The following is a 25,734-nucleotide window of genomic DNA, read 5'->3' as shown; positions in this document are numbered from 1 at the left end:
GCAAAAAAATAAGTATCTTTGCACCGGAATTTATTGAGACAATAAAATGAGTAAGACCACATTGACTCATCAGTTGACGGAAACGGTTGAAGAACTCTCTTGCCTTCAGTCACTTAAAGGCCTTTTCCATCAACACCGTGACGGGAATCCCCTCCCTTCGGGCAAGGCGCTCGAAGAAATCATCGACTTGTCGCGTTCCATCCTTTTCCCCGGATATTTCGGAAACTCATCGGTCAACATCAGCACCATCAAATATCACATAGGCGTGAGGCTGGAGAAGCTCTACGCCCGGTTGAGTGAGCAGATTCTGGCAGGCCTGTGCTTTACCAACGAGTGTGAGGAAGAGACCACACAAGAGCTGTCCATGGCCCGTGCGAGAGCAAGCATCATGGCGGCCCAAGCCATCAACACATTCCCAAAACTACGCAAAATACTGGCTACCGACGTGGAAGCAGCCTTCGAGGGTGACCCCGCAGCCAAGAGCATCGGTGAGATCATCGCCTGCTATCCGGTCATTAAAGCCTTGGCCAACTATCGCGTCGCCCACGAGCTGTCGATATTGGGAGTGCCGCTCATACCGCGGCTCATGACGGAATTAGCCCATTCGGAGACCGGCATCGACATCCATCCCGATGCACAGATAGGCAGCCATTTCACCATTGACCACGGAACGGGAGTGGTGATCGGAGCCACCTGCATCATAGGCAACAACGTGAAACTCTATCAGGGAGTGACGCTGGGGGCCAAAAGTTTCCCCCTCGACAAAGACGGCAACCCCATCAAAGGCATAGCTCGACACCCGATCATCGAAGACGATGTGGTGATTTACGCCAATGCCACTGTGCTCGGACGCATCACAATAGGCAAGGGATGCGTGATCGGAGCAAACGTGTGGGTCACACGGGACATGAAGCCAAACACCAAGAAGTATAAACAAGAAAAAGTAGATAAATTAGATTTTGAATTCAATAATGGAACAGGAATTTAAGCTCATTGCCAAAACCTTCATGGGACTGGAACCCGTGCTGGCACAAGAGCTCATCCAACTGGGTGCTAACAACGTGGAAACCGGACGGCGCATGGTGTCATTCACCGGCGACAAGGAAATGATGTATCGTGCTAACTTCCAGTTACACACTGCCATCCGCATACTCAAACCCATTCACACTTTCAAGGCCCGTTCGGCAGAAGAAGTTTACGACGAGATACAAAAGATAGAATGGAGCAACTACCTTGACAACAAAAAGACCTTCTCGGTGGACTCGGTGGTCTATTCTGAAGAGTTCCGCAACTCCCGCTTTGTCACCTACAAAGTGAAAGATGCCATCGTAGACTGGTTTCGCGAAAAGACAGGCACACGCCCCAACATCTCGGTGAGCAATCCGGACATTCGCCTGAATATCCACATTGCCGAAGATGACGCTACGCTGTCGCTCGACTCCAGCGGTGAAAGCCTGCACCGCCGCGGCTACCGCCAAGAGTCGGTGGAAGCACCACTCAACGAGGTGCTTGCGGCCGGCATGATTCTGATGACCGGATGGAAAGGCGACACCGACTTCATTGACCCTATGTGCGGTTCGGGAACCATTGCCATAGAGGCGGCCCTCATAGCCCGCAACATCTCACCGGGTGTGTTCCGCAAGGAGTTTGCTTTTGAAAAGTGGGCAGACTTCGACCAAGAATTGTTTGATACCATCTACAACGACGACTCGAAAGAGAAAGAATTCACTCATCATATCTATGGATACGACATCGACATGAAGGCTGTCAACACGGCCCGTATCAATGTCAAGGCTGCCGGCCTGAGCAAGGAGGTGACTATAGAGCAAGCTGACTTTAAGGACTTCCAGACACCGACGGAGAAAAGCATCATGGTGACTAACCCACCGTATGGCGAACGTATATCAACCCCCAACCTGCTTGCCACCTACAAGATGATAGGCGAACGGCTCAAACATACTTTTGCGGGTAACGATGCATGGATTCTCAGCTATCGCGAAGAATGTTTTGAACAGATTGGTCTCAAACCATCCATCAAAATCCCGGTTTTCAATGGAAGCTTGGAATGTGAATTTCGGAAATATGCTCTTTTCGACGGCAGAATGAAAGAATTCAGAGCCGATGGCGGCATTGTCAAGACTGATGCGGAGAAACGAGAGATGGCCCAGAAACATCGGTTCAAGAAAGAGCGTGAATTTAAAAAACGTCTTGATGAGCAGGAGGCCAACGAAGAAGGGGACATCCGTTCTTTCTCTTTCCATAAACACGACATCGGAGACTTGGGATTCCGCAAAGAACGCACTGGCAGAAATGACGGTGACGAGCGCAGAACCGGAAGAAATGAGCGCGGAGGAAAGAGATTCGGACGTGGAGACAGAGAAGAACGCGGCTTTGGAAGATTCGACAGAAGCAAACGTGACGAACGAGGCGGAAAGCGATTTGAACGTGGAAGCAAAAGGTTTGACCGATCGGACAAACGCGGAGGCTTGGGAAAGAAAAACAGAAGATTCGATGATGAAGATTAAAAAACTGAATTTTCTAGGAGGCATCATTTTGGCTATTTGCACAATGGTTGGTCCTGCACAGGCACAAGAGTTGAAGTCTTTCACGTTGGAAGACCTCAATTTCGGTGGTAACAACTACCACAACATGGTGGTCAAAAACCGCTATTTGGAATGGTGGGGCGACCAACTCATACGTTTGGATGCAGAAGACTGCAAACTGATTGACAAGAACACAGGCAAAGAGAAACAGCTCTTCACCCTATCTGATATCAAAAAAGAGAGTGATGCGTGCGTACCGACATTCTCCCTCCATAGCTTTTATTATACCCAATTTCCATACGCAGACAAACCATACGCATTACTTGGCAACGGAAAACAACGGGCACTCTTCGATTTCAAAAAGAAGAAAATCGTATGGTTACAGGACATCGGCACCAACATGGTGGCGGAGTGGAACCCTGCAAGCCAAACCACAGCCTATGTAAAAGATAATCAGCTGTATGTCAAGGATGGTAAGGAAGTCGTCCAGCTAACCACCGACGGCAGTAGCGACATCGTGTATGGACAAAGTGTACACCGTGATGAATTCGGCATCAACGGCGGATTGTTCTGGAGTCCTGACGGACAGAAATTGGCATTCTATCGTATGGATCAAAGCATGGTGAGCACGTTTCCCCTTGTCACAATGCCGGAAAACGACTGGGTACCGACCGAAGGACAATCGAGAATTGCCACTCCGGAGCCTATCAGATATCCTATGGCAGGGGAAACTTCACACAAGGTCACAGTGGGAGTCTACGATTTAAAGAATAAAAAGACAGTCTACCTTAAATCAGGTGACCCGACCGACCGCTATTTTACCAACATCTCATGGAATCCCGACTCGAAAACGATTTACATGTTCGAGCTCAACCGAGACCAAAACGACTGCCGATTGGTAAGCTACAATGCGGAGACGGGGGATAAGATTACAGAAATCTACCGTGAGACGGACGCCAAATATGTGGAACCGCTACATCCGATTGTGTTTTTGCCATGGGACAAAAGCCGGTTTGTCATGCAAAGTCAAAGAGACGGATACAACCACCTGTATCTATATAATATAAAAGGTGAGAAGATTCGACAACTTACTTCGGGCAAATGGGTTGTATTAGATCTCGTTGGCTTCGATGCCAAACACAAAGCAGTCATCTACCAAAGCAACGAATGCAGTCCCATCCAAAAGAACACTTGGAGGGTGGATGTGCAAACCGGAAAGCGAGCCTTACTGGATAATGGCAAGGGCTGGCACACGGCCAACCTCAGCAAAAGCGGACAATATATTGTCGACAACTACTCTGAACCGGATGTCCCCAGGTGCATAGACATCATCAAAGTGGAGAATGTCAAACACACCCGTTATTTCGAAGCGCCCAATCCATGGAAAGGATACAGGACTCCGACGTTCTCTTGCGGCTCTATAAAAGCTGCTGACGGAATCACTGATTTATACTACCGCATGGTGAAGCCAATCAATTTCGATCCGCAAAAGAAATATCCGACAATCATCTACGTGTATGGGGGGCCACATGCTCACAACGTGGATGCCCGCTGGAACTATTGCAGCCGTGGTTGGGAGACCTACATGGCACAGAACGGCTATCTTCTTTTCATCCTTGACAATCGTGGAAGCGAGAATCGAGGTAAAGCCTTTGAGCAAGCCACTTTCCGGCAGTTGGGCCAGATAGAAATGCAGGACCAGATGAAGGGTGTCGAGTTTCTGAAGGGCCTCCCGTATGTCGATGCTGACAAAATCGGGGTACACGGTTGGAGCTTCGGAGGCTTTATGACCATCTCGCTGATGACCAATTATCCCGAAATTTTCAAGGTTGGCGTGGCGGGTGGCCCCGTCATCGACTGGAAATGGTATGAAGTGATGTATGGAGAACGCTACATGGACACTCCGCAGACCAATCCCGAGGGATATGCCAAGACTAGCCTCATCAAACAAGCCAAAAACTTGAAAGGCAAGTTGCAAATAATCATCGGAGAGAACGATCCGGTCGTAGTGCCCCAGCACGCCAAGTCGTTCATCCATCAATGCATTCTTGACGGCACACAACCGGATTTCTTCATTTATCCCGGTGAACCCCACAACATGCGCGGACATCAGAGCACTCATCTGCACGAACGCATCAGCCAATATTTCTTTGACTACATGCCTGCAAAGCAAAAATAACCATATAATCCCAGAAACTTCAAACTACAAAGTTAAAATGAGAATATTACTGTTAGGAGGAGGTGGCCGTGAACATGCCTTGGCATGGAAAATCGCGCAAAGCCCAAAAGTAGATGAACTCTTCATTGCTCCCGGCAATGCGGGAACGGCCAACTGCGGTCACAATGTACCCATCCAAGCCGATGATTTCGAAGCCTTGAAATCCTTTGCCCTTGAAAAACAAGTCGACATGGTGGTCGTAGGCCCTGAAGACCCTTTGGTAAAAGGCATCTACGACGATTTCAAAAACGATGGGAGAACGGCTCATATCCCTGTTATCGGACCGTCGAAAACCGGTGCAGTACTCGAAGGGAGCAAGGATTTTGCCAAAAGTTTCATGCTGCGTCACCATATTCCTACAGCCAAATATCAGACTTTTGACGGAACAACACTTGAAAAAGGACTCAAGTTTTTGGAGACTCTCCAGCCTCCTTATGTATTGAAAGCAGATGGACTTTGTGCCGGAAAGGGAGTTCTCATCTTGCCTACACTCGAAGAAGCCAAGAAAGAATTGAAAGAGATGCTCGGTGGAATGTTTGGCAATGCTTCAGCACAAGTCGTCATCGAAGAGTTTTTAAACGGAATCGAATGTTCTGTATTCATACTGACTGATGGCAAGCACTATAAGATTCTTCCAGAGGCTAAAGACTACAAGCGCATTGGGGAACACGACACAGGTCTCAACACGGGAGGCATGGGGAGTGTGACCCCGGTTCCGTTCGCCACAAAAGAGTGGATGCTGAAAGTGGAAGACCGCATCATCCGTCCAACGGTCGAAGGATTGGGAGAGGAGCATATCGACTACAAAGGTTTCATCTTCTTTGGCTTAATCAATGTGGATGGTGAGCCGATGGTTATTGAATACAACTGCCGGATGGGAGACCCGGAAACCGAAAGTGTGATGTTACGGTTGAAAAGCGACATTGTAGACCTTTTTGAAGGTGTGGCGAAAGGAGACCTTGACAAGCGGACCATAGAATTTGACGAGCGTGCCGCAGTCTGCGTGATGTTGGTCAGTGGCGGTTATCCGGAAGCTTACAAGAAAGGCTACCCCATTTCCGGCATCGATCAGATAAAAGAAAGCATTGTTTTCCATAGTGGTACGGCAGAGAAAAATGGTCGGATCGTCACCAATGGCGGGCGTGTAATAGCCGTAAGCAGCTATGGCAGCAACAAAGAGGAAGCATTGAAGAAGAGTTTCGAAGAGGCCCGGAAGATACAATTTACAGACAAATATTTCCGTTCTGACATTGGCCGGGATCTCTAAAAAGTAATCATCAGCGTGTGCGCCTGCAACTTGACGGGTACACACGCTCCCCTATTTTCGGAACACATAACACAAGCAGCAGAAGACAAAGGTACAACCATTGAGGATAAAGAGATTACAGAATAGGATAGCTGAAAGCAAGTTTGCTCTCCCCGCAGTGACCGTCTATACCATTTTGGTATGGCTGGTAGGAGGATTGTTCTCCCATCAGCAGTGGGTTACGTTTGGCTGTACTGTTATCGCCGGCTACTTGATGGTAGAACTAAACAACCAAAACTCCCTCATGCGCATTTACAGCCGCATGGTTTCCTGCTCATTTCTCGTTTTGCTCAACATGGCCAATTTTCTGTTTTCTTCTTCGGAAACATTGGCAACCATACTCAGTTTTGTAGCTTTCTATCTCTTTTTTTTCCATGCCTATCAAGACAAGACGGCATCAGGCTGGGTGTTTTACGCTTTTCTGTGCCTTGGTATCGGTTCCATATTCTTTGTCCAGTTGCTTTTTTATATACCTGTTTTATGGCTGTTGATGGCTTTCCGAATCTTAAGTTTTAGCCCTCGCACATTGTTCGCCTCCATTTTGGGATTGCTGGTTCCCTATTGGTTTGTAGGCGGATATTTGGCCTATTCGGGAGAAACAGATACATTGATGGCACATTTAGTCGAATTGACAACTTTTTCTCCTATCCTCGATTACTCATGTTTGAAACCGGAACACGTGATGTCGCTCGCCTTGGTGGGAATACTCGGGTTCACCGGCATGGGACATTTCTGGCATAGCAGCTATAAAGACAAGATCCGCACTCGTATGATCTATGAGATATTCATAGCTATCTTTTGGACGACATTGGTATTTATGGCTTTACAGCCCCGGCGTTTCGACAAGTTATTGGGCATCCTTATCATCAACACTTCTCCTCTGATTGCGCATTTTATTGCTCTCACCCACACCAAAATAACCAATATCGCCTTCTTACTCATCATTATAGGCACACTGATCATGACCGTCATCAATCTGCTTATCACCAACCAACTATGGATATTCTGATAGGTTTTCTCATCCATTGGGGATATTGGGGAATGCTGGTCTCGGCATTCCTTGCCGGCAGTTTCTTTCCCTTTAGCAGTGAGGCAGTCATTGTTGGATTGCAGTCGGCCGGACTCGTTCCACTACAACTGGTGATTTATGCCACCATAGGCAATGTGTTAGGTGGCATGTTCAACTACAGCATCGGGCGTATGGGGCGTCTCGATTGGATAGAAAAATATCTGCATGTCAAGCACGAGAGTCTTGACAAGGCCCAACGATTTATGAAGGGGCATGGCGCTTGGATGGGATTCTTTGCCTTTCTTCCCGTCTTAGGAAGTGCAATAACGATTGTGCTCGGTCTCACAAGAGCCAATCTACCAATATCCATTCTCAGCATCAGCATTGGTAAATTGCTACGCTATGTGGTGTTGGTGTACGGTGTCAGTCTGATTATATAATCATAGAAAAGATGAAGAAATACATACTTTTATTGCTCGTTGTTCTGGCATTTGGAGGATGCAGGAACCAATCGGCTACCAACAAAGAGATTTTATTTGTCACTATCGAACCGCTCCGCTACTTTGCAAAACAAATAGGAGGAGACTGCTTTGAGGTACGCACGATGGTACCCAACGGGAGCAATCCCGAAACATACGAACCCACTCCCCGGCAGATGGTAGACCTCTCACAAGCCAAAGGATATATTATGGTAGGAGATATTGGTTTTGAACGTACTTGGATGAAAAAAATCAAGGCTAACATTCCCGACATGAAAGTCATTAAAGCTTCTGATGACGCCTATCAGATAAAACCGGTTCAATCTTCCCCCGACACAGACGATCCCCATACTTGGATGAGCTGTGCAAATGCAGAGATACTTGTCAAGAACATGACCCGGTTTCTCATCAGCCTACAACCGCAAGACAGTGCTTTGCTCAGACAAAATGAAAAAATACTGTTGGGAAAAATTAAGACACTCAACAGAGACATCAAACGAAGATTAGAAAGCAGACCTTCAGCTTTCTGCATCTATCACCCCATCCTCACTTATTTCGCACGTGACTACGGATTACGCCAATTCCCCATTGAAGAAGAAGGACGTGAACCCGGTGCACGACAGTTGCAAATACTCATAGACAATCTCAAACGCAACAATGTCGGTATCATCTTCATTCAAAAAGAGTTTGATGAACGTAACGCCCACACAATCGCCAAAGCAGTCAATGCCCGTTTAGTAAACATCAATCCACTGGCCTATAACTGGCCCAAGGAGATGATGAACATCGCTGAAGCTTTGCAGTAATCTCCCAACCCCAATTCCACCGACATGGACACCATCATCCGACTCAACCATATCTATGCCGAATACGACGGCAAACAAGTGCTCAACGATATATGTCTGGAAGTATGCGACCACGACTATATGGGCATCATCGGCCCCAACGGCGGTGGCAAGACCACACTCATCAAGATCATCCTCGGCCTCAAACAGCCAAGTAGTGGTACAGTGGAGTTCTTCAGAAAAGGTCAGCGAGTGAAAGAGCTTTCCATCGGTTATCTTCCTCAATACAACGAAATCGACAAAAAGTTTCCCATCTCTGTCTACGAAGTGGTACTTTCCGGTTTGAGCAGACAGAAACGTTTGTTCCACCCTTTCACTTCACAACAGCACGCACAAGTGGAAGAGACACTCCGACAAATGGAATTGGAAGATTTCAAGCACCGTCACATCGGTTCTCTCAGCGGCGGCCAGTTGCAGCGTGTTCTGTTGGCCAGGGCCATCGTTGCCCATCCCGATGTCGTCGTGTTGGACGAACCCAACACCTACATCGACAAGCGGTTTCAGGCTCAGATGTATGAAATGCTGAACAAGGTAAACCAAGACTGTGCCATCATCATTGTCAGCCACGACATAGCAGAAATACTTAACAATGTAAAACATGTGGCCTGTGTCAACCATTCGCTTCACTACCACGACCACACCAATATTCCTATGGCACAGCTCGAAAGACATTTCCTCGAGATGTGATGCCGAAAGTTATAATATATGAAAAAACACCCTGTACGAGCCACCATTTATAATCTTTTTCTTACCTTTGCAAAGATTAAGTAGCACTTTGACCGACACTATGAAGGGCGTAACACTCTTCTTTAGTTCGGTCATCTTGAAACAAGCATCCTGAAACAACAGTTATTTTATCATAAATGAAACAGTACAAGTTGATAGACAATGCACTGGGCTGGTTGACATTTCTAATAGCCGCCTTTGTTTATTGTTCTACGATTGAACCGACAGCCAGCTTTTGGGACTGTCCTGAATTTATCGTAACAGGTTACAAACTCGAAATCGGGCACCCACCGGGAGCACCATTCTTTATGCTTGTAGCCAACTTGTTTTCACACTTTGCTTCCAACGCTTCAGAAGTAGCCCGCATGGTCAACACCATGAGTGCGCTGCTCAGTGCGACGTGCATTCTGTTCCTCTTTTGGACCATTACCCACCTCACACGCAAGCTGATACTTAAAGACTGGAGCGAACTCACTACCGGTAAGTTGATTGCCATCGAGGCTTCCGGACTCGTTGGCGCACTCATTTATACTTTCTCCGACACCTTCTGGTTTTCAGCCGTGGAAGGTGAGGTGTATGCCTTCTCTTCAGCTTTTACAGCTGTCGTATTCTGGTTGATTCTCAAATGGGAAGACCATGCCGACGAGCCCCATGCCGACCGTTGGCTGGTGCTCATCATGTATATGACCGGTCTGTCCATTGGCGTACACCTACTCAATCTGCTTTGCATCCCGGCCATCGTATTGGTCTATTATTACCGACGGGTGCCCGATGCCAACCTTAAAGGCTCGCTCATGGCGCTGTTTATCTCTTTTGTGGTGGTAGCGGCCGTGCTCTACGGTGTTGTTCCAGGCATTATCACCGTAGGTGGGTGGTTCGAACTTTTCTTTGTCAACACTCTCGGCATGCCGTTCAACACAGGTGAGATCGTCTATATCTTCCTCCTCGTGGCAACAGTTATCTGGGCCATCTACGAAACTTATACTGACAAAAACTTCAAGCGCGGCAATTTGGCATTCATTCTGGCCGTGTCCATGCTTGGCATCCCTTTCTACGGTTATGGTTGGGGAGCTGCCCTCACCGGTCTCGTGATTGTGGTGATTCTCTGGTTTGTACTCAACTACCGTCAGAAAAAGGAGAAAAGCCTCATCCCCCTCATCAGTGCGCGTGTGAAGAATACGGCCCTGCTCTGTATGCTCATGCTGATGATTGGATACTCAAGTTACGCCCTCATCGTCATCCGCTCCTCGGCCAATCCGCCGATGGACCAAAACTCACCCGAGGACATCTTCACACTTGGCAACTACCTGAGCCGTGATCAATATGGTGACCGTCCGCTTTTCTACGGACAAGCCTACACCTCGCAAGTGAAATTTGATGTCGACGGTAACATCTGCCGTCCCCATTATAAGGATGGTGCTCCCATCTACCAGCGTAAGGAGAAAGCAAACAAAGACGAAAAGGACTCCTACTTCATTGTAAGCCACAAGAATAAATTGCAATATGCACAAAACATGCTCTTCCCCCGCATGTATGACCAAGCACATGCACAGGCTTACGAGTCGTGGATGGGTGGTGTTGACGGCACGGAAGTTCCCTACGACCGATGTGGCGAAAATATCATGGTGAAGGTGCCATCCCAACTGGAAAATATCCGTTTCTTCCTTTCCTACCAATGCAATTTCATGTATTGGCGCTACTTCATGTGGAATTTCGCCGGCCGACAGAACGACCTGCAAGGTAACGGCGAACTGGAACACGGCAACTGGATTACCGGAATACCTTTCTTTGACAATATGCGGTTGGGGGACCAGAGTAAACTTCCTGACGATTTAAAAGAAAACAAAGGACATAATGTGTTCTACTGCTTGCCTTTGCTGCTTGGTCTGATCGGTCTCTTCTGGCAGGCCTACCGGGGCAAACGCGGCATTCAGCAGTTCTGGGTGGTGTTCTTCCTGTTCTTCATGACAGGACTTGCCATCGTCATCTACCTCAACCAGACACCCATGCAGCCACGCGAGCGCGACTACGCCTACGCCGGTTCGTTCTACGCCTACGCCATTTGGTGCGGCCTTGGTGTGGCCGCCATCATCGATTTACTCAAGAAACGCATACGGTTCAACGACACAGCCCTCTCAGGCATTGTAGCTCTGCTGGCCTTAATCGTTCCCATACAAATGGCTAGCCAAACGTGGGACGACCACGACCGTTCGGGGCGTTACACCTGCCGTGATTTCGGCCAGAACTATCTCATGTCGCTTCAAGAAAAGTCAAATCCGATAATCTTCACCAACGGCGACAACGACACTTTCCCACTTTGGTATAACCAAGAGGTAGAAGGCGTGGGTACAGATGCCCGTGTGTGCAACCTAAGCTACTTACAGACCGATTGGTATATTGACCAGATGAAGCGTCCTGCCTACAATTCTCCGTCGGTACCTATCAAGTGGCCACGCCTCGACTTCTGTTCGGGCACCAACGAGTATGTGGAAGTGCAACCCGGGCTGAAAAATGAAATCAAGAAGTTCTATCAGGAATATCCGGAGGCAGCCAAGCAACAATTTGGCGAAGATCCTTTCGAACTGAAGAACATCCTCAAGTATTGGGTGCGCTCCAAAGATAAAGACCGTCACGTGATACCCACCGATACGGTCTATCTTACTATCGACAAGGAAGCTGTCAGGAAGAGTGGCATGCTCATGGCCTCCGACAGCATCCCCGACCGCATGACCATTTCTCTGGCCGGCAAGAATGCACTCTATAAGAACGATTTGATGATGCTCGAAATGCTTGCCCAGTGTAATTGGACTCGTCCTATCTACGTGGCTCTCACCGTAGGACAAGAAAACTATATGAATCTTGGTGACAACTTCGTTCAGGAAGGTCTGGCCAACCGCATCACTCCTTTCCGTACCAATGTGCCCGGTGCCAAAAACTTCGACACCGAGAAGACCTACCACAATGTCATGACACGTTTCAAGTTTGGTGGTCTAAGCACACCGGGCCTGTATATCGATGAGACCACCATGCGCATGTGTTACACCCATCGTCGTCTGATGGCTCAACTGGCTCTCCAACTCATCGCAGAGCACAAGAACGACAAGGCCCTCAAGGTGCTGACAAAGGCAGAAAAAGAGATTCCATCCTACAATGTTCCGCTCAACTACATGGGAGGTAGTCTCGACATGGCACGTGCTTATGCGCTTATCGGCCAGAAGGATAAGGCCAAAGCCATGTTGCAGCAGCTGTTTACCGGTTCTGTGCAATACCTGCAGTGGTATCTTAGCTTGAATACCGACCGCTTCCTCCAATCACAGAATGAGTGCATGACCCACTTCTGGATCATACAGCATCTGATAGAAGTCTCGGAAATGGTAGACCACAACATGGCTGTACAGCAGACCAAAATGCTCAACACGCTCTTTACGCGCTATCGCAGCCTTGGCGGACAGTCGCCGGAATAAGACCACAAAAGGGAGAAAACCATGATTATCGAACAACCGGCAAAATGGTTGCGTTGGCTTTACCCCAAGGCGACTTGGAGGATGGGGAAGGATGAACATGCAGTCTATCTGACATTCGATGACGGCCCCATCCCCGAGTCCACTCCCTTCATTCTCGACACACTCCGCGAGTTCGACATCAAAGCAACTTTCTTCATGGTGGGTGAAAATGTGCTCAAGCACCACGACTTGTACAATCGTATTGTGGCCGAAGGTCATCAGGTGGGTAACCACACCTTCAACCACATCGGGTCGCTGCGCCACTGGGCACTCACCTATCACTTCAACACCGAGAAAGCCAACGAACTTATCCATTCTCATCTCTTCCGCCCCCCCCACGGATGGATGCGGCCGAGTGTCTATTGGTGGATGGCGCACAAGTATCAAATCATCATGTGGGATCTCGTCACCCGCGACTATTCCAAGTGGATGACAGCCCAAGATGTGCTCAACAATGTGAAACGCTACGCCCGCAACGGCAGTATCATCACCTTTCACGATTCACTGAAGAGCATTGACAAACTCCACTATGCACTGCCCAAGGCTTTAGAATGGCTGAAAGAACAAGGATATGAGTTCAAAATCTTTAAATAGCAATGACATCAAAGCTGAGGCCCTACGTCTCGGCTTTTTTGCTTGTGGCATAGCCAAAGCCGAACCGGTCGATGCCGGCGTGGCTGCCTCGTTCAGCCATTGGCTCACTGAGGGGGGGAACGCTGACATGGGCTACATGACCAACTACCTTGACAAGCGGCTTGATCCGCGCCTGCTCATGGAGGGGGCACGCAGCATCATCAGCGTGGCCATGAACTATACACCCGCTGCACGACCTGCAGAAGGAGAATACCAGCTGGCGGCCTATGCATTAGGGAAAGACTACCATGATGTTGTGAAAGACCGCCTTCGGCAACTGGCAGCCCACCTCGGATGGAAAGACGCACTGCACAACGAAGATGAGAATGCCCATAAATGCCGTATTTTCGTTGACTCCGGTCCTATTCTCGAACGCTATTGGGCTGAACGGGCCGGACTTGGATGGACCGGGCGCAACCATCAACTCATCATTCCTAAAGCGGGAAGCATGTTCTTCTTGGGCGAGATACTTGTCGATGTAGAACTCGACTACGACAGCCCCATGTCCAATCGCTGTGGCAACTGCCACGCTTGTATCGACGCATGTCCCACTAAGGCCTTGGGCAAAATATTCCATGCCGACCGTTGTCTGAGCTACCAACTGATAGAAAACCGTGGGCAGCTTACTTCCGAGGCCCAACAATCAATGGGCGACACCATCTATGGTTGTGACCGCTGCCAGTCGGCCTGTCCTTGGAACCGCTATGCACATCCCAACACCATACCCGAGTTTCAGCCCAAACAAGAGCTGCTCAACATGACACGACAAGACTGGCAGCATCTTTCTGAAGAACAATACCGCTCCCTTTTCAAAGGAAGTGCGGTAAAGAGGGCCAAATATGCCGGACTCGTAAGAAACATAACAGCGGCAACCCTACAAGAGCACACGGTACAGGACCAGCTGCAAGAAGAGGAAAAACGTTCTTGACCGCCCCCCTCCAAAATCAACAAACAAGCATGACATGACCAATCAACTTGAAATCTCCATTCGCGACTTCTTCCATGACTTCGCCTCCGACATTCTTCTTCAGGCACATGCCGATTCCAACGATCCGCAAGCCGTCAAGATGGCCTTGCTTGACCACTTCGAGGAGATATACCCCCGATTTGCCAAAACCGAAGTCTTCAAGCAATGCTTCGAGAAAGAAGACCATGAATTGATGGTGGAAGCATATAAAAAGAATTTCACTCTCCTCCTACAAGGACGCCTGCCATGACCGACCGACGACAAAACTTGAAAGATTCAACACTCTACCGGTGGATGCAGCACATCACTCTATGGCTCGACCAATATTATCTCGATGCCATAGCCGGGCTTGTCCCGGGTGGGATAGGAGATGCCTTTTCATCTCTGTTCTCCCTCGTCCATGTCTATTTTGCCGCATTCCGTCTGCGCTCTCTCCCACTCACTTTGGCTATACTCAACAACTGTCTGCGTGACCTTTTTCTGGGTTTGCTGCCATTCTATGTGGGCAATGTGATAGATTTCTTCCATCGGGCCAACAAGCAAAACATGGCCCTCATCGACGGTTTCATCAACAACGACCGCGACATCATTCGTGCCGTCAACCGTAAAGCCGTCTACTCGGGAATCATCGTGCTGACATTTGTTGCAGCTATCATTCTCCTTGTCAAGCTGCTTCTTCGGCTGACCGATGCCCTCGGAAGCATCCTGTTCAGTTGACAAAGCCCACATATTTTTCCCTTCCACTACCAATCAATATTCCACAACGTTCATGAAACAGTTTTACATCCTTGCAGTTCTCATCCTGCTGACTGCCTGCCACAAGAAAATCTACACACACGACATTTCCTTCAAAGGAGACACCGTAATCTATCAAGGCCGCCCCTACACCGGTGACATTTGGACAGACGACAACACTTCGGGCTTTTTCAAAACCGAAAACGGGCAGTTGCAGGAATTGACTTTCTTCCACCGCAACGGCAAAATGGCCATCCACATGAAAGTAAGTCCGCAAGGGGCACCACACACCGAAATCTTTGACGACCACGGAGACTCACTCGATCTGGTCTCATTCCAACAGCACTATATGGACATCTATCTGAAAATGGCTATGGTGCAAGGAGAACTAATGCAAAAATAGCCTTGTTGACGTAGTATAACTCCTTGCCTGCCCCATCAACCATCCACCTGTTCATACTTGCCTCTTAACCTCTTTGGAAGCCGTGAACGCACTATCATGTACGACTTTTCTATCAGTGTCCTGACCAACCTGTCGTCAAGCATTTCCAGATAAAGGTCGTTCCAATGTGTCTTGTTCAGGTGATAGGCCGGGCGGATGCCGTCGTAGTGCTCACGCAACTCCTCCCCCTCATCAGGATCGAGCTTCACGGCGCATACCGGTTCCGGTGCCTCCAATCGAATGTGAAGGAATATCTTGCCCTCAATGCGAAATATCAACCAGTCTGGACCGTAGGGCATATCCTCCTCCACTCCGGGCAATGCCATTGCATATTCCCTTACTTCTTCTATATTCATCTTCACCGTTGGTTCGTAAAACAAGGATCAATATTTTTATCTACAACAAAGATAGAAAAAAGGATTGTAACCTCCAAACACTTGACCTAAAAGTTATATTTGAGCTTTTTTAGTAGCATGTTATATGAAGTGATTTATTTTTTTATCTTTTATAGAAGATAAAAACAAGGAGAAAAGCTGTTTTTATCTCGTATACTTCACATACATTCTTATCTCCAATCATCTTAAATGCAATATTTTACAAGAAAATGTTCTCTCTAATTGCGATAATCTACCATGTTTTCAAAGCCTGTCAAAAAGCCCCCATGAAAAGAAAAATCTTCATTTATTGAATCTGCAACTAACAAAGTTGGCTAATTTTAGCTATCTTTGCATAAGATAGGTGAGCCCAAGCTTGCAAGATATAGAGCCGGCACCTGCCTTTAAAGCCCATTACGGGCCTGTTTTCAACAATCATCGACCATAGCCCATGAAATGTAAACCGGTATCGAAATATATCCTATACGTCGTTTGCATGTTGCTGCTCGCTGCTTGCAACAAGAGCGAACGGCGATATGTCATCGGTGTATCACAATGCAGCGAAGACATTTGGCGCGACAAACTGAACGACGAACTCGTGATGGGCACCTACCAGCACGACAACGTGAGCCTGAGGTTTGCCTCGGCCAATGACGATGACAGACTGCAAACGGAACAAATCAATAAGTTTATCGAAGACGGTGTAGACCTGCTCATTGTCTCCCCAAACCAGATACACACCATCACTTCCGCCATCGACAAAGCCTACAACCGGGGCATTCCCGTCATCCTGTTCGACCGCAAGACCGACTCGGGCAAGTACACAGCTTTTATTGGAGCCGACAATTTCGAGGCGGGCAAAACGATGGGCGAATACATCGCCCGCCAATTAGGGGGCCGGGGAAACGTGGCCGAGATAGCCGGACTCACAGGTTCTTCGCCCGCCATCGAGCGCCACAAGGGATTCATGCAAGCCATCGGCCGATACCCCGGCATACGCCTTATCGCACAACACCATGCCGGATGGCTAAAAGAGCGTAGCCAAATAGAGATGGACAGTATCTTAAACGAACACCACCACATCGACTATGTGTTCGGACAAAACGACCGCATGGCCATCGGGGCCCGGCAAACAGCCAAGAAACGGGGATTCAAGGACATCAAGTTTGTAGGCATAGACGCACTCCCCGTGCCGGGTGGCGGACTGGAAAATGTACGCGACGGCCGGTTGGAGGCATCCTATATCTATCCCACCCGCGGCGACCTCGTGCTGCAACTGGCCATGAACATTCTGGAGCATAAGCCCTACGAGCGCGACAACTATCTCAAGGGGGCACTCGTCACGCGCGACAATGCCCATGTGCTGTTGCTGCAAAGCGAGGAGATGAACAAGCAACGCAGCCGCCTCTACTCGCTCCACAACCGTGTGGACACCTATCTGGCCCAATACAACCACCAAAAGGTCTACCTGCTGTTGTTCTCCATCATCATCCTGCTGCTCGTAGGCCTCATCGTCTACATCTACCGAACCATCATCATGCGGCGCCGGCTGGAAGAAGAGGCCACCAATGCCAAGTTGCAGTTTTTCACCAACATCAGCCACGAACTGCGCACACCGCTCACACTGATAGCCGACCCAGTGGAGCATATCATCGACGACAACAACCTGACCCGTCAACAGCGCAACATGCTGCTCATCGTGCGGCGCAATGTCAACGTGCTCACCCGGCTTGTCAGCGAGATTCTCGATTTCAGAAAAATACAAAACGGCAAGATGACACTCACCTTGAGCGACTTCGACCTTGCAGTCTACATGCGGCAGTGGCTGGATGTTTTCGCCACCACAGCCGGAAAAAAGAAAATCTCGTTGGAACTGCACGCTGCTTCCCCACTGTCCATCCGTGCCGATATATATAAGGTGGAACGAATATGCTATAATCTGCTGAGCAATGCCATGAAGTACACCCCGGAAGGCGGCCGCATCACTTTCTCGGCTGTCACGGAGGGTGACTTCGTTCATATCGGTGTGACCGACACGGGCATTGGCATGACCAGAGACGAGGCGGCCCATGTGTTCGAACGCTTCTATCAGGTAAGACACCCCCACAAGGGGGGAACGGGTATCGGCTTGGCCATCGTGAAGTCGTTTGCCGAACTACACAAGGGCACTGTTGCCGTGGAGAGCGAACCGGGCCGGGGGAGCACATTCACCGTCACTCTGCCGCTGAAGGCCAAAGGTACCAACATCGTCGAAACCACAGAAGTCTATACCCCTGCCGAATATCCACCCGAAGACTCGGCGGCAGAAGACATTACCTCACAGGCCATGACCGAGAAGATAACCCGGCCGGGCGAAAAGGAAAAGCCCTCGCTGCTTGTCATAGACGACAATCCGGACATACGTTCCTATGTGATGACCCTACTGGGCAACGACTATAATGTGGAGCAGGCTGCCGACGGTCGGGAAGGTCTACACAAGGCCATGAGAGACGTGCCCGACCTCATCATCTGCGATGTGATGATGCCCGTGATGGACGGGCTGGAGTTCTGCCGGCGCGTGAAGCATGATGTCATCACGAGCCACATCCCCGTGCTGCTGCTTACGGCCCGAACCTTGGAGGAGCAACGCGTGGAGGGCTACGACTACGGGGCCGATGCCTATCTCACCAAACCCTTCAGCGGGGAAGTGCTGAAATCGCGCGTAAGAAATCTGCTGGACAACCGCAAGCTGATGAAGATAGCCTTCGCCGGCGATGGTTCCACGCAAGAGGAAAAAGCTGCCCCAAAAAGTTCGGAAAGCCTGTTTGTCGAGAAATTCCGCCGCATCATACAGGACAATCTGGCAGACCCGAGTCTCAACATCGACAAAGTGAGCAGTGCCATGGGGCTTAGCCGGGCTCAACTCTACCGCAAAATCAAGGCGCTCACCGGCACTTCGCCCGTAGACATCATTCGCGAGGCTCGCCTGAAACGTGCCGATCGCCTGCTGGAGACCACCGACAAGAGTGTTTCCGAAATAGCCTACGAGGTGGGATTCTCTTCCCCCTCCTACTTCACCAAATGCTATCGCGAGCACTTCGGCCACACACCCAACGCCCGCCAGTGACTATACACCCGCTTTACATGAAGTGACAACGCTCTGCAGGCAGGAGAAGAACACCTTTTTTACATACAATCGTGGGGAAGCATGCTTGTGCTTCCCCTTTCGCTTGGAAATAACCGGGTGCAGTAGCATAGCACTTTTGTTGCAACCTCTATCAAATAGGTTGCAACATTATTTTATGACACCAAATGAGCGTTTTTTTATATCCTGCATCAAAATAGTAGCGTACATTTGCCCCCGGAACAAAAACCTAACAACATTTCATAACTCATAAGTGTAATCAAATTTACCATCATGAAGAATCTAAATCAAATCCATCAAAGATTGGAAATCTTAGTATTTGCCTCTCTGTTGTGCATGAGTACCCTTCAGGCACAAAACGGGAACAAGTCGCCTCAATCACAAAAGGAAAATGCTTCCAGCTCCAAAGAGGAGAACAACCGCAATGTGATGCTCAATGCGGCCAGTGCGAACGGCCCCCGGGAAATCCAAATAGGTCTCCCCTCAGCCGATGTGAATGTGTTGGAGAACGGTCTGCCTGTAACATACGCCACCAATCCGCACAGCGTAAACTCAATATGGCGCGGCGACGCAAGCCTCAGCCATCAAGGGCTATTGAAGATTTCAGAGACGGCCATCACAACCGGTAATATTGGCTATGCCGTCAACTCGTTTACACAACTTGGTCAAGAAGGTTTCCACGGTACATTAAACTACAAGTCCAATCACTTCGGATTACAAGAATTCTCCTTGAATATGAATGGATCCATCGGTAATGGCTGGTATTACAGCGGTAGCATGTATCAAGACTTCGACCCGGGAACCTTCAAAATCAAGTCTTCCCAATATCAAGACCGCACACAGATCTATAAGGCAGCTATCACCAAACGATATGCCGGCAACCGTGGTGAATTTACAGCCATGTACCATTACAGTAACAGCCATCCGGTCTACACCTACGCCACACAGTCGGCACCATTCATCTACGTAGGCGATGGTAGCGTAGAGGAATACGGCGACTTCAAACTCGGAACGACATCGTATCTCCCGACAGACGCCAACATCACCTATCGAGACATGCGCACGGGACAACTGAAAAGTACTTCTTTCTATGACGCCATCGGCAACCGAAGCAGTGAAATCTCACTGATAAACAATTTAGACTTCGGAAACGGCCTGTCATGGAAAGCCGTCATGCGCTACGACCATGCTCATGGTGCACTCGTTTATCAGACTCCAATGTCGCTTATCAATGTCAAAGACAACAGTGCCTACAAATATATGCTCTACAACATTGACGGCAGTCAATCGGCCTATACCGGCGATTACGTTCAAACCCGCATGTCATGTTTGAATTCGGGAGATATCGATGAGTTTCTCCTCACATCTGAATTGACCAAGAAGTTTCGCACCTCGACTTTTCGTCTTGGAGTAAACGAATGGTATTATAATATAGACTACACTTCCAATACCACCATGTATGACCAAAGTGTGCCGTCAGACGGCAGCTATGCCGTGCGGGTATATGATGCCAACTTGCGCAATTCTTATTTCTACGACTACAACAAGAATGCTTCTGAATACTATAAAGGACATGAAAACAAGCTGGCCCTATATTTCACCCACGATTGGGATATTCTGCCACAACTGAATATCTATTATGGTGCACGGTTGGAGTATCAGAAGCTCAGCGGTGAAAACCTCGCCGTTACCAATGCCGCAGGCAACTTCGTTGGTCGGTTCACCGACTACTATATCGGTGCCACAGCCGCCGACGGCACCAAGATACTCCCAAGAGAACTCGACTACGATTGGTTCAATTACGACCTTGCCATAGCAGCCACCTACAAGCTCTCACAAAAGTTTGGTTTTACGGGCGACTTCACTTATATTGTACAACATCCGAAATTTGAAGCCTTCTCGCCAGCCACTCTGCCAAACACCAACAAGATATCCGTTCCACTCGGGCGTGTGGGCATCTACTATAACACTCCGTGGATGAGTCTCACTTCGCTGTTTTCCTATATCTCCAAGACCAACAACAACTCCACACTGAACCTCCAACATGGCAGTGAGATTTTGGCAGCACCGCTCACCTACGACATTCAAACCATTGGTTGGACCACCGACGTGATGGCTCACCCACTAAAAGGACTCGACATCCACTTTCTTTTCACTTACCAACGACCGACTTACAAGAAATATGAGACTTCCGTCACATTCTCCGACGGCTATGTGGGTAACATCAATGCAACGAGCAATATCGTGGCTGAAATTCCCAGAGTGCTGATCGAGTTCGATCCAAGCTACATGATTACCAAAGACATCAAGGTGTGGACGAGTTTCCGCTATTTCAGCAAGACCTACGCCAACATCAACGATGCCTACTACTTCAATGGACACTGGGAGACTTTCGGCGGTATAAACTGGCAAATGAACAAGAAACTGTCACTCGGCTGCACAGTTGTCAACTTCCTCAACCAAACGGGCGCGAAGGGCAGTATTGCCGGTGCGGAACTCATCACGAAAGAGCAAGCCAAGAATATCAAAAACACTCTGATGACCGGTAGTTATCTGCGCCCATTCACCATTGAATTCAACGCTTCTTTGAAATTTTAAATCTCAATAACAATCATAAACCAAACAATCATGAAAAAGCGTAATATAATACTCAGCGCTGCCATGATATGCGTTTCCATACCAAACATGGCACAAAGTATGCAAATCAGCCACAACGGAGATACAACCATCATCCGTGTAGAGAACTCCACAAAGTATCTCATCTTGCCGATAGAGGAGGAGAAGGAAGAAGCCCAAGTGCTCTTAGATAACGGGAAACCAACTGACACTTGGATGGATATCCGGTTGGCACAAGACAACGTGGACTACTATGTGCCTTTCGAGCTCAATAAGGGCAAAACTTCCGTTGTGAAGATTCTTAATCTCAAGAAAGATGCCCTTACACTGCGCGACGGTCAAATGAAACTATCCAACGAGTGGAATGTGACCAACACTGATTTCTACCGCCCATCGTATCACCATACACCTTCCTACGGTTGGATGAACGATCCAAATGGCATGTTCTACAAAGACGGCGTTTATCACCTCTGTTTCCAATACAACCCATACGGTTCAAAATGGGGTAACATGCATTGGGGGCATGCCATCAGCAAAGATCTCATCCATTGGCAGGAAGTTGCTCCAACCATCGCACGCGACCCTATGGGACACATCTTCTCAGGTAGTGCCGTCATAGACAAAAATGGTACGGCCGGCTATGGTAAGGATGCCATCGTCGCCACTTACACCTCTGCCAGTGACAAAAACGGACAAATACAATGCATGGCTTACAGTACAGATGGTGGCTACACTTTCAAGAAATATGAAGGAAATCCGGTACTCACTCCGTTTGATGGTCTAAAGGATTTCCGCGACCCGAAAGTATTCTGGTACGAACCGGCCAAACAGTGGTATATGATCGTTTCTGCCGACAAAGAGATGCGCTTCTATTCATCCCCCGATTTGAAAAAGTGGACCTATGTAAGCTCATTCGGTCAAGGATATGGTGCGCAACCCAACCAATTTGAATGTCCCGACTTTTTCCAACTTCCCGTAGATGGCAACAGGAATAACAAAAAGTGGGTGATGATTGTCAATATCAATCCGGGATGCCTTTTCGGTGGCAGTGCCACAGAATACTTCGTGGGAGATTTCGATGGAAAAACTTTTACTTGCGACAGCAAACCCGATGTGGCCAAATTTCTCGACTATGGCAAAGACCATTATGCAACCGTAACATTCTCGGGTGTTAACGATCGTGTGCTGGGCATTGCATGGATGAGTAACTGGCAGTATGCCAACGTGACTCCCATCAAACAATATCGTGGTGCCAATACGTTGCCACGTGAACTCTCCCTCTTTAGCAAGGACGGTCGGATATATATGGCTTCCAATGTAGCACCCGAGGTGAAAGCTTTGCGCAAGGATACTAAGAATTTGGAAGTCAACAATGTTAAAGGAGAGAAAGATTTCAAGAATATCTCTGACAATAAGGAAAATGATTTTGAACTTGAAATGGATGTCACACCCGGCAAGACCGGGCAAACAGGTTTTGTTTTTTACAATGAAAAAGGAGAGAAAGTGAACATCTATTTAGACATGAATACCGGCAAACTCGTTATGGATCGCACGGAGAGCGGGCTCACTGCATTTGGTGACAAAGCTGTAGCCCACGACATAGAAAAGCAATTCGACGTACACGAACATAGGGAAATCAAGGAGCCTTTCCGTAAAGCCAACTCCATCAACTACAAAAATGATTTCGCTTTGGGCACTTGGGCACCGCTCAATCTCTGTAACGGCAAGACTTATCATTTGGATGTTTATGTCGACAAGTGCTCTGTTGAAATATTCGTAGACGGTGGGCGTATCGCCATGACCAACCTCATTTTCCCGACAGCCCCCTATACTTCCGCCAGATTCTACACCAACGGAAACAAGGCAGACTTCAAAAATGTAAAAGTGAGCCAACTGAGTTTGTAAAGATAGATAGCCGAAAGGATATTCCATTATCAAACACAAGCTAACATGCAGAGAGTTAAGCCCTCCCGCTACTTTGCCACAAACGGCATGGGCTTAACTTCTTCTCCTTTTCATAACAATAAGTTCCTCCCCCTTTCCGTTTATCTTTATGAGACTGAAAAACTAAATCATCAAGCCCTATGACTGAAAAAAAATATCTTAAACTCGTCCCTGTGATGCTCTGCTTCTTTGCCATGGGCTTCGTGGACTTGGTGGGTATTGCCTCCAACTATGTGAAAGACGACCTGCATCTGACCGACTCTACGGCCAATGTCTTTCCGTCGCTCGTCTTCTTCTGGTTTCTCATCTTCTCCGTGCCTACGGGCATGTTGATGGACAGGATAGGCCGCAAGAAGACCGTACTGCTCAGTCTGCTGGTGACGTTTGTGTCGCTGTTGCTCCCCATCTTCGGCGAATCATACGGGCTCATGCTCGCTTCCTTCTCGCTGTTGGGCATCGGCAACGCACTGATGCAGACCTCGCTCAACCCGCTTGTGGCCACTGTCATACAGGGCGGAAACCTCGCCAGCACACTCACCTTCGGCCAATTTGTCAAAGCCATAGCCTCTTTTCTGGCTCCATACATCGCCATGTGGGGTGCCACGGCTTCCATTCCGGCTTTCGGCCTGCAATGGCGGGTGCTGTTTCCCATCTACATGGTCATCGGTGTCATCGCCACGCTGCTGCTTTGGATGACTCCCATCACCGAAGAGGAACAAACAGAAAAGGCCTCTTCATTTGCCGAGTGCCTCAAGCTGCTGGGTCTGCCCGTCGTGTTGCTGTCGTTTATCGGCATCATGTGCCATGTGGGCATTGACGTGGGCACCAACACCACGGCACCGAAAATACTGATGGAGCGACTGGACATGAGCTTGAATGAGGCCGCTTTTGCCACCAGCCTCTATTTCATTTTCCGTACCATCGGTTGCCTCACGGGCTCCTTCTTCCTGCGGGTGATGAACAACAAGGTGTTCTTCATCATCAGCATTCTGATGATGGCACTCTCCATGTGCGGTCTGTTCTTCGGCACTTCCAAAGCCGTTCTCTACACAGCCATTGCCCTTGTGGGCTACGGCAACTCCAATGTCTTCTCCCTCGTCTACTCCCAAGCACTGCTTTCCGTGCCCGAACGCAAGAATGCCGTGTCCGGACTGATGATTATGGGACTCTTCGGCGGCACGGTGTTCCCGCTCATCATGGGCTTTGCCAGCGATTCCATCGGGCAGATGGGAGCCGTATTGGTGATGGCCGTGGGCGTGGTCTACCTCTTTACCTATATTCCCCAAGTGAAACATTAAAGAAACTTCAACAACAATGGAAACTATGAAATCGACAACATCGTATATCATCGGACTGGGCGAAGCCCTGTGGGATGTGCTTCCCGACGGTAAGAAACTGGGCGGTGCACCAGCCAACTTCGCCTATCATGCCGGCCAATTCGGCAACAAGACACTGGCCGTGAGTGCCCTCGGAGAGGACAAGCTGGCCGAGGAAACCCTTGCCGCACTCGACGAGAAAGAGCTGGAATATATCATGCCACAAGTGCCCTACCCCACCGGAACGGTGCAAGTGGTACTCGACGACGAGGGAGTGCCCACCTACGACATTCGCGAAAATGTGGCGTGGGACAACATTCCGCTGACCGACGAGATGCTCGCCGTGGCGCGAAACGCCCGTGCCGTGTGTTGGGGCTCACTGGCCCAACGCAATGTGGTATCGCGAGACACCATCCAGCAATTCGTCAAAGCCACCCCGAAAGACTGCCTCCGAATCTTCGATATCAATCTGCGACAGACCTTCTACACGAAAGAAATTATCCAGGAATCATTGAGACTGTGCAACATTCTCAAAATCAACGATGAAGAACTGGTGAGCATCGGCCGCATGTTCGGTTATCCGGGTCTCGACATCGAAAACAAGTGTTGGCTCATTTTGGGCAAGTACGACCTCGACATACTCGTGCTCACCTGCGGCGTGAACGGCAGTTATGTATTCACTCCGGGCACCATGTCGTTTCAAGAGACCCCGAAAGTGGAAGTGGCCGACACGGTGGGTGCCGGCGACTCGTTCACAGGAGCCTTCTGTTCAGCCATTCTGAAAGGCAAGTCGGTGTGTGAAGCCCACCGGACAGCCGTGGAGGTCAGTGCCTACGTGTGTACGCAAAACGGTGCGATGCCCAAACTGCCGGAGAAATATCTCGACAAAGTGCAGCCTTGCGGATAACCACACAGACGGAGACATCCACCTTGGTTAGGAGTTGCCCGTAATCA

General features: G+C 48.9%; 20 protein-coding genes. 19 read left to right on the top strand and 1 reads right to left on the bottom strand.

The window, feature by feature from the left end:
- Positions 1–46 precede the first annotated feature (46 nt).
- The 14 genes from HMPREF6485_RS07205 to HMPREF6485_RS07140 all read left to right on the top strand — a co-directional run bounded on the left by HMPREF6485_RS07205 (position 47) and on the right by HMPREF6485_RS07140 (position 15,367).
- Complete coding sequence (locus tag HMPREF6485_RS07205; protein WP_004345684.1) at positions 47–988, top strand: serine O-acetyltransferase; 942 nt, start codon at positions 47–49, stop codon at positions 986–988.
- Positions 972–2,525 (top strand): THUMP domain-containing class I SAM-dependent RNA methyltransferase, encoded by a 1,554-nt coding sequence (locus HMPREF6485_RS07200; protein ID WP_004345683.1) that lies wholly within the window; start codon positions 972–974, stop codon positions 2,523–2,525. The genes HMPREF6485_RS07205 and HMPREF6485_RS07200 overlap by 17 nt, the downstream gene beginning before the upstream one ends.
- Positions 2,515–4,722, top strand: a complete 2,208-nt coding sequence (locus HMPREF6485_RS07195; protein ID WP_044125918.1) for a S9 family peptidase — start codon at positions 2,515–2,517, stop codon at positions 4,720–4,722. Before HMPREF6485_RS07200 ends, HMPREF6485_RS07195 begins: the two co-directional genes overlap by 11 nt.
- Positions 4,723–4,759: 37 nt before the next feature.
- Complete coding sequence (gene purD / locus HMPREF6485_RS07190; RefSeq protein WP_004345680.1) at positions 4,760–6,028, top strand: phosphoribosylamine--glycine ligase; 1,269 nt, start codon at positions 4,760–4,762, stop codon at positions 6,026–6,028.
- Between the two features lie 100 nt (positions 6,029–6,128).
- Positions 6,129–7,076 (top strand): hypothetical protein, encoded by a 948-nt coding sequence (locus HMPREF6485_RS07185; protein WP_004345679.1) that lies wholly within the window; start codon positions 6,129–6,131, stop codon positions 7,074–7,076.
- Complete coding sequence (locus tag HMPREF6485_RS07180; protein ID WP_004340405.1) at positions 7,064–7,516, top strand: YqaA family protein; 453 nt, start codon at positions 7,064–7,066, stop codon at positions 7,514–7,516. Before HMPREF6485_RS07185 ends, HMPREF6485_RS07180 begins: the two co-directional genes overlap by 13 nt.
- An 11-nt stretch (positions 7,517–7,527) precedes the next feature.
- Complete coding sequence (locus HMPREF6485_RS07175) at positions 7,528–8,361, top strand: metal ABC transporter solute-binding protein, Zn/Mn family (protein ID WP_004345678.1); 834 nt, start codon at positions 7,528–7,530, stop codon at positions 8,359–8,361.
- Between the two features lie 24 nt (positions 8,362–8,385).
- Complete coding sequence (locus HMPREF6485_RS07170; protein WP_004345677.1) at positions 8,386–9,087, top strand: metal ABC transporter ATP-binding protein; 702 nt, start codon at positions 8,386–8,388, stop codon at positions 9,085–9,087.
- A 176-nt stretch (positions 9,088–9,263) separates the two neighbouring features.
- On the top strand, positions 9,264–12,590 hold the full coding sequence (locus HMPREF6485_RS07165) for a glycosyltransferase family 117 protein (RefSeq protein ID WP_004345674.1): 3,327 nt from the start codon (positions 9,264–9,266) through the stop codon (positions 12,588–12,590).
- A 21-nt stretch (positions 12,591–12,611) separates the two neighbouring features.
- The gene (locus HMPREF6485_RS07160) at positions 12,612–13,223 is read left to right on the top strand and encodes a polysaccharide deacetylase family protein (RefSeq protein WP_004345673.1); all 612 of its coding nucleotides are present in this window, start codon (positions 12,612–12,614) and stop codon (positions 13,221–13,223) included.
- Complete coding sequence (gene queG / locus HMPREF6485_RS07155) at positions 13,201–14,190, top strand: tRNA epoxyqueuosine(34) reductase QueG (protein WP_004345672.1); 990 nt, start codon at positions 13,201–13,203, stop codon at positions 14,188–14,190. Before HMPREF6485_RS07160 ends, queG begins: the two co-directional genes overlap by 23 nt.
- Positions 14,191–14,224: 34 nt before the next feature.
- Entirely contained in the window at positions 14,225–14,479 is a 255-nt protein-coding gene (locus HMPREF6485_RS07150; protein ID WP_004340394.1) for a hypothetical protein, read from the top strand.
- On the top strand, positions 14,476–14,946 hold the full coding sequence (locus HMPREF6485_RS07145) for a DUF4112 domain-containing protein (RefSeq protein WP_004345671.1): 471 nt from the start codon (positions 14,476–14,478) through the stop codon (positions 14,944–14,946). Before HMPREF6485_RS07150 ends, HMPREF6485_RS07145 begins: the two co-directional genes overlap by 4 nt.
- A gap of 52 nt (positions 14,947–14,998) precedes the next feature.
- Positions 14,999–15,367, top strand: coding sequence for a hypothetical protein (locus HMPREF6485_RS07140; RefSeq protein ID WP_004345670.1), 369 nt, complete (start codon positions 14,999–15,001; stop codon positions 15,365–15,367).
- A 35-nt stretch (positions 15,368–15,402) separates the two neighbouring features.
- Here the strand turns inward: HMPREF6485_RS07140 and HMPREF6485_RS07135 are convergent, their stop codons facing one another.
- Positions 15,403–15,762, bottom strand: coding sequence for an MmcQ/YjbR family DNA-binding protein (locus HMPREF6485_RS07135; RefSeq protein ID WP_044126334.1), 360 nt, complete (start codon positions 15,760–15,762; stop codon positions 15,403–15,405).
- A gap of 469 nt (positions 15,763–16,231) precedes the next feature.
- Here HMPREF6485_RS07135 and HMPREF6485_RS07130 point away from each other — a divergent pair, with 469 nt between their 5' ends.
- From HMPREF6485_RS07130 to HMPREF6485_RS07110, 5 genes are all read left to right on the top strand, one after another.
- Positions 16,232–18,886 carry a substrate-binding domain-containing protein gene (locus HMPREF6485_RS07130; protein ID WP_407636076.1) on the top strand — a complete coding sequence of 885 codons (2,655 nt, stop codon included), beginning with the start codon at positions 16,232–16,234 and terminating at the stop codon, positions 18,884–18,886.
- A 291-nt stretch (positions 18,887–19,177) separates the two neighbouring features.
- Complete coding sequence (locus HMPREF6485_RS07125) at positions 19,178–21,502, top strand: TonB-dependent receptor (RefSeq protein WP_004345667.1); 2,325 nt, start codon at positions 19,178–19,180, stop codon at positions 21,500–21,502.
- Positions 21,503–21,532: 30 nt separating this feature from the next.
- Entirely contained in the window at positions 21,533–23,425 is a 1,893-nt protein-coding gene (locus tag HMPREF6485_RS07120; protein ID WP_044125915.1) for a GH32 C-terminal domain-containing protein, read from the top strand.
- A gap of 179 nt (positions 23,426–23,604) precedes the next feature.
- A complete protein-coding gene (locus HMPREF6485_RS07115) occupies positions 23,605–24,762 on the top strand; it encodes an MFS transporter (RefSeq protein WP_004345664.1) in 1,158 nt (385 codons plus the stop codon).
- Positions 24,763–24,787: 25 nt separating this feature from the next.
- A complete protein-coding gene (locus tag HMPREF6485_RS07110; RefSeq protein WP_007412034.1) occupies positions 24,788–25,687 on the top strand; it encodes a carbohydrate kinase family protein in 900 nt (299 codons plus the stop codon).
- The last annotated feature ends 47 nt before the right edge of the window (positions 25,688–25,734 follow it).

It is taken from the genome of Segatella buccae ATCC 33574 (assembly GCF_000184945.1).
Lineage (GTDB): Bacteria > Bacteroidota > Bacteroidia > Bacteroidales > Bacteroidaceae > Prevotella > Prevotella buccae.
The sequence above is the reverse complement of the archived record's forward strand: the minus strand, read 5'-3'. Positions and strand labels throughout refer to the sequence as shown.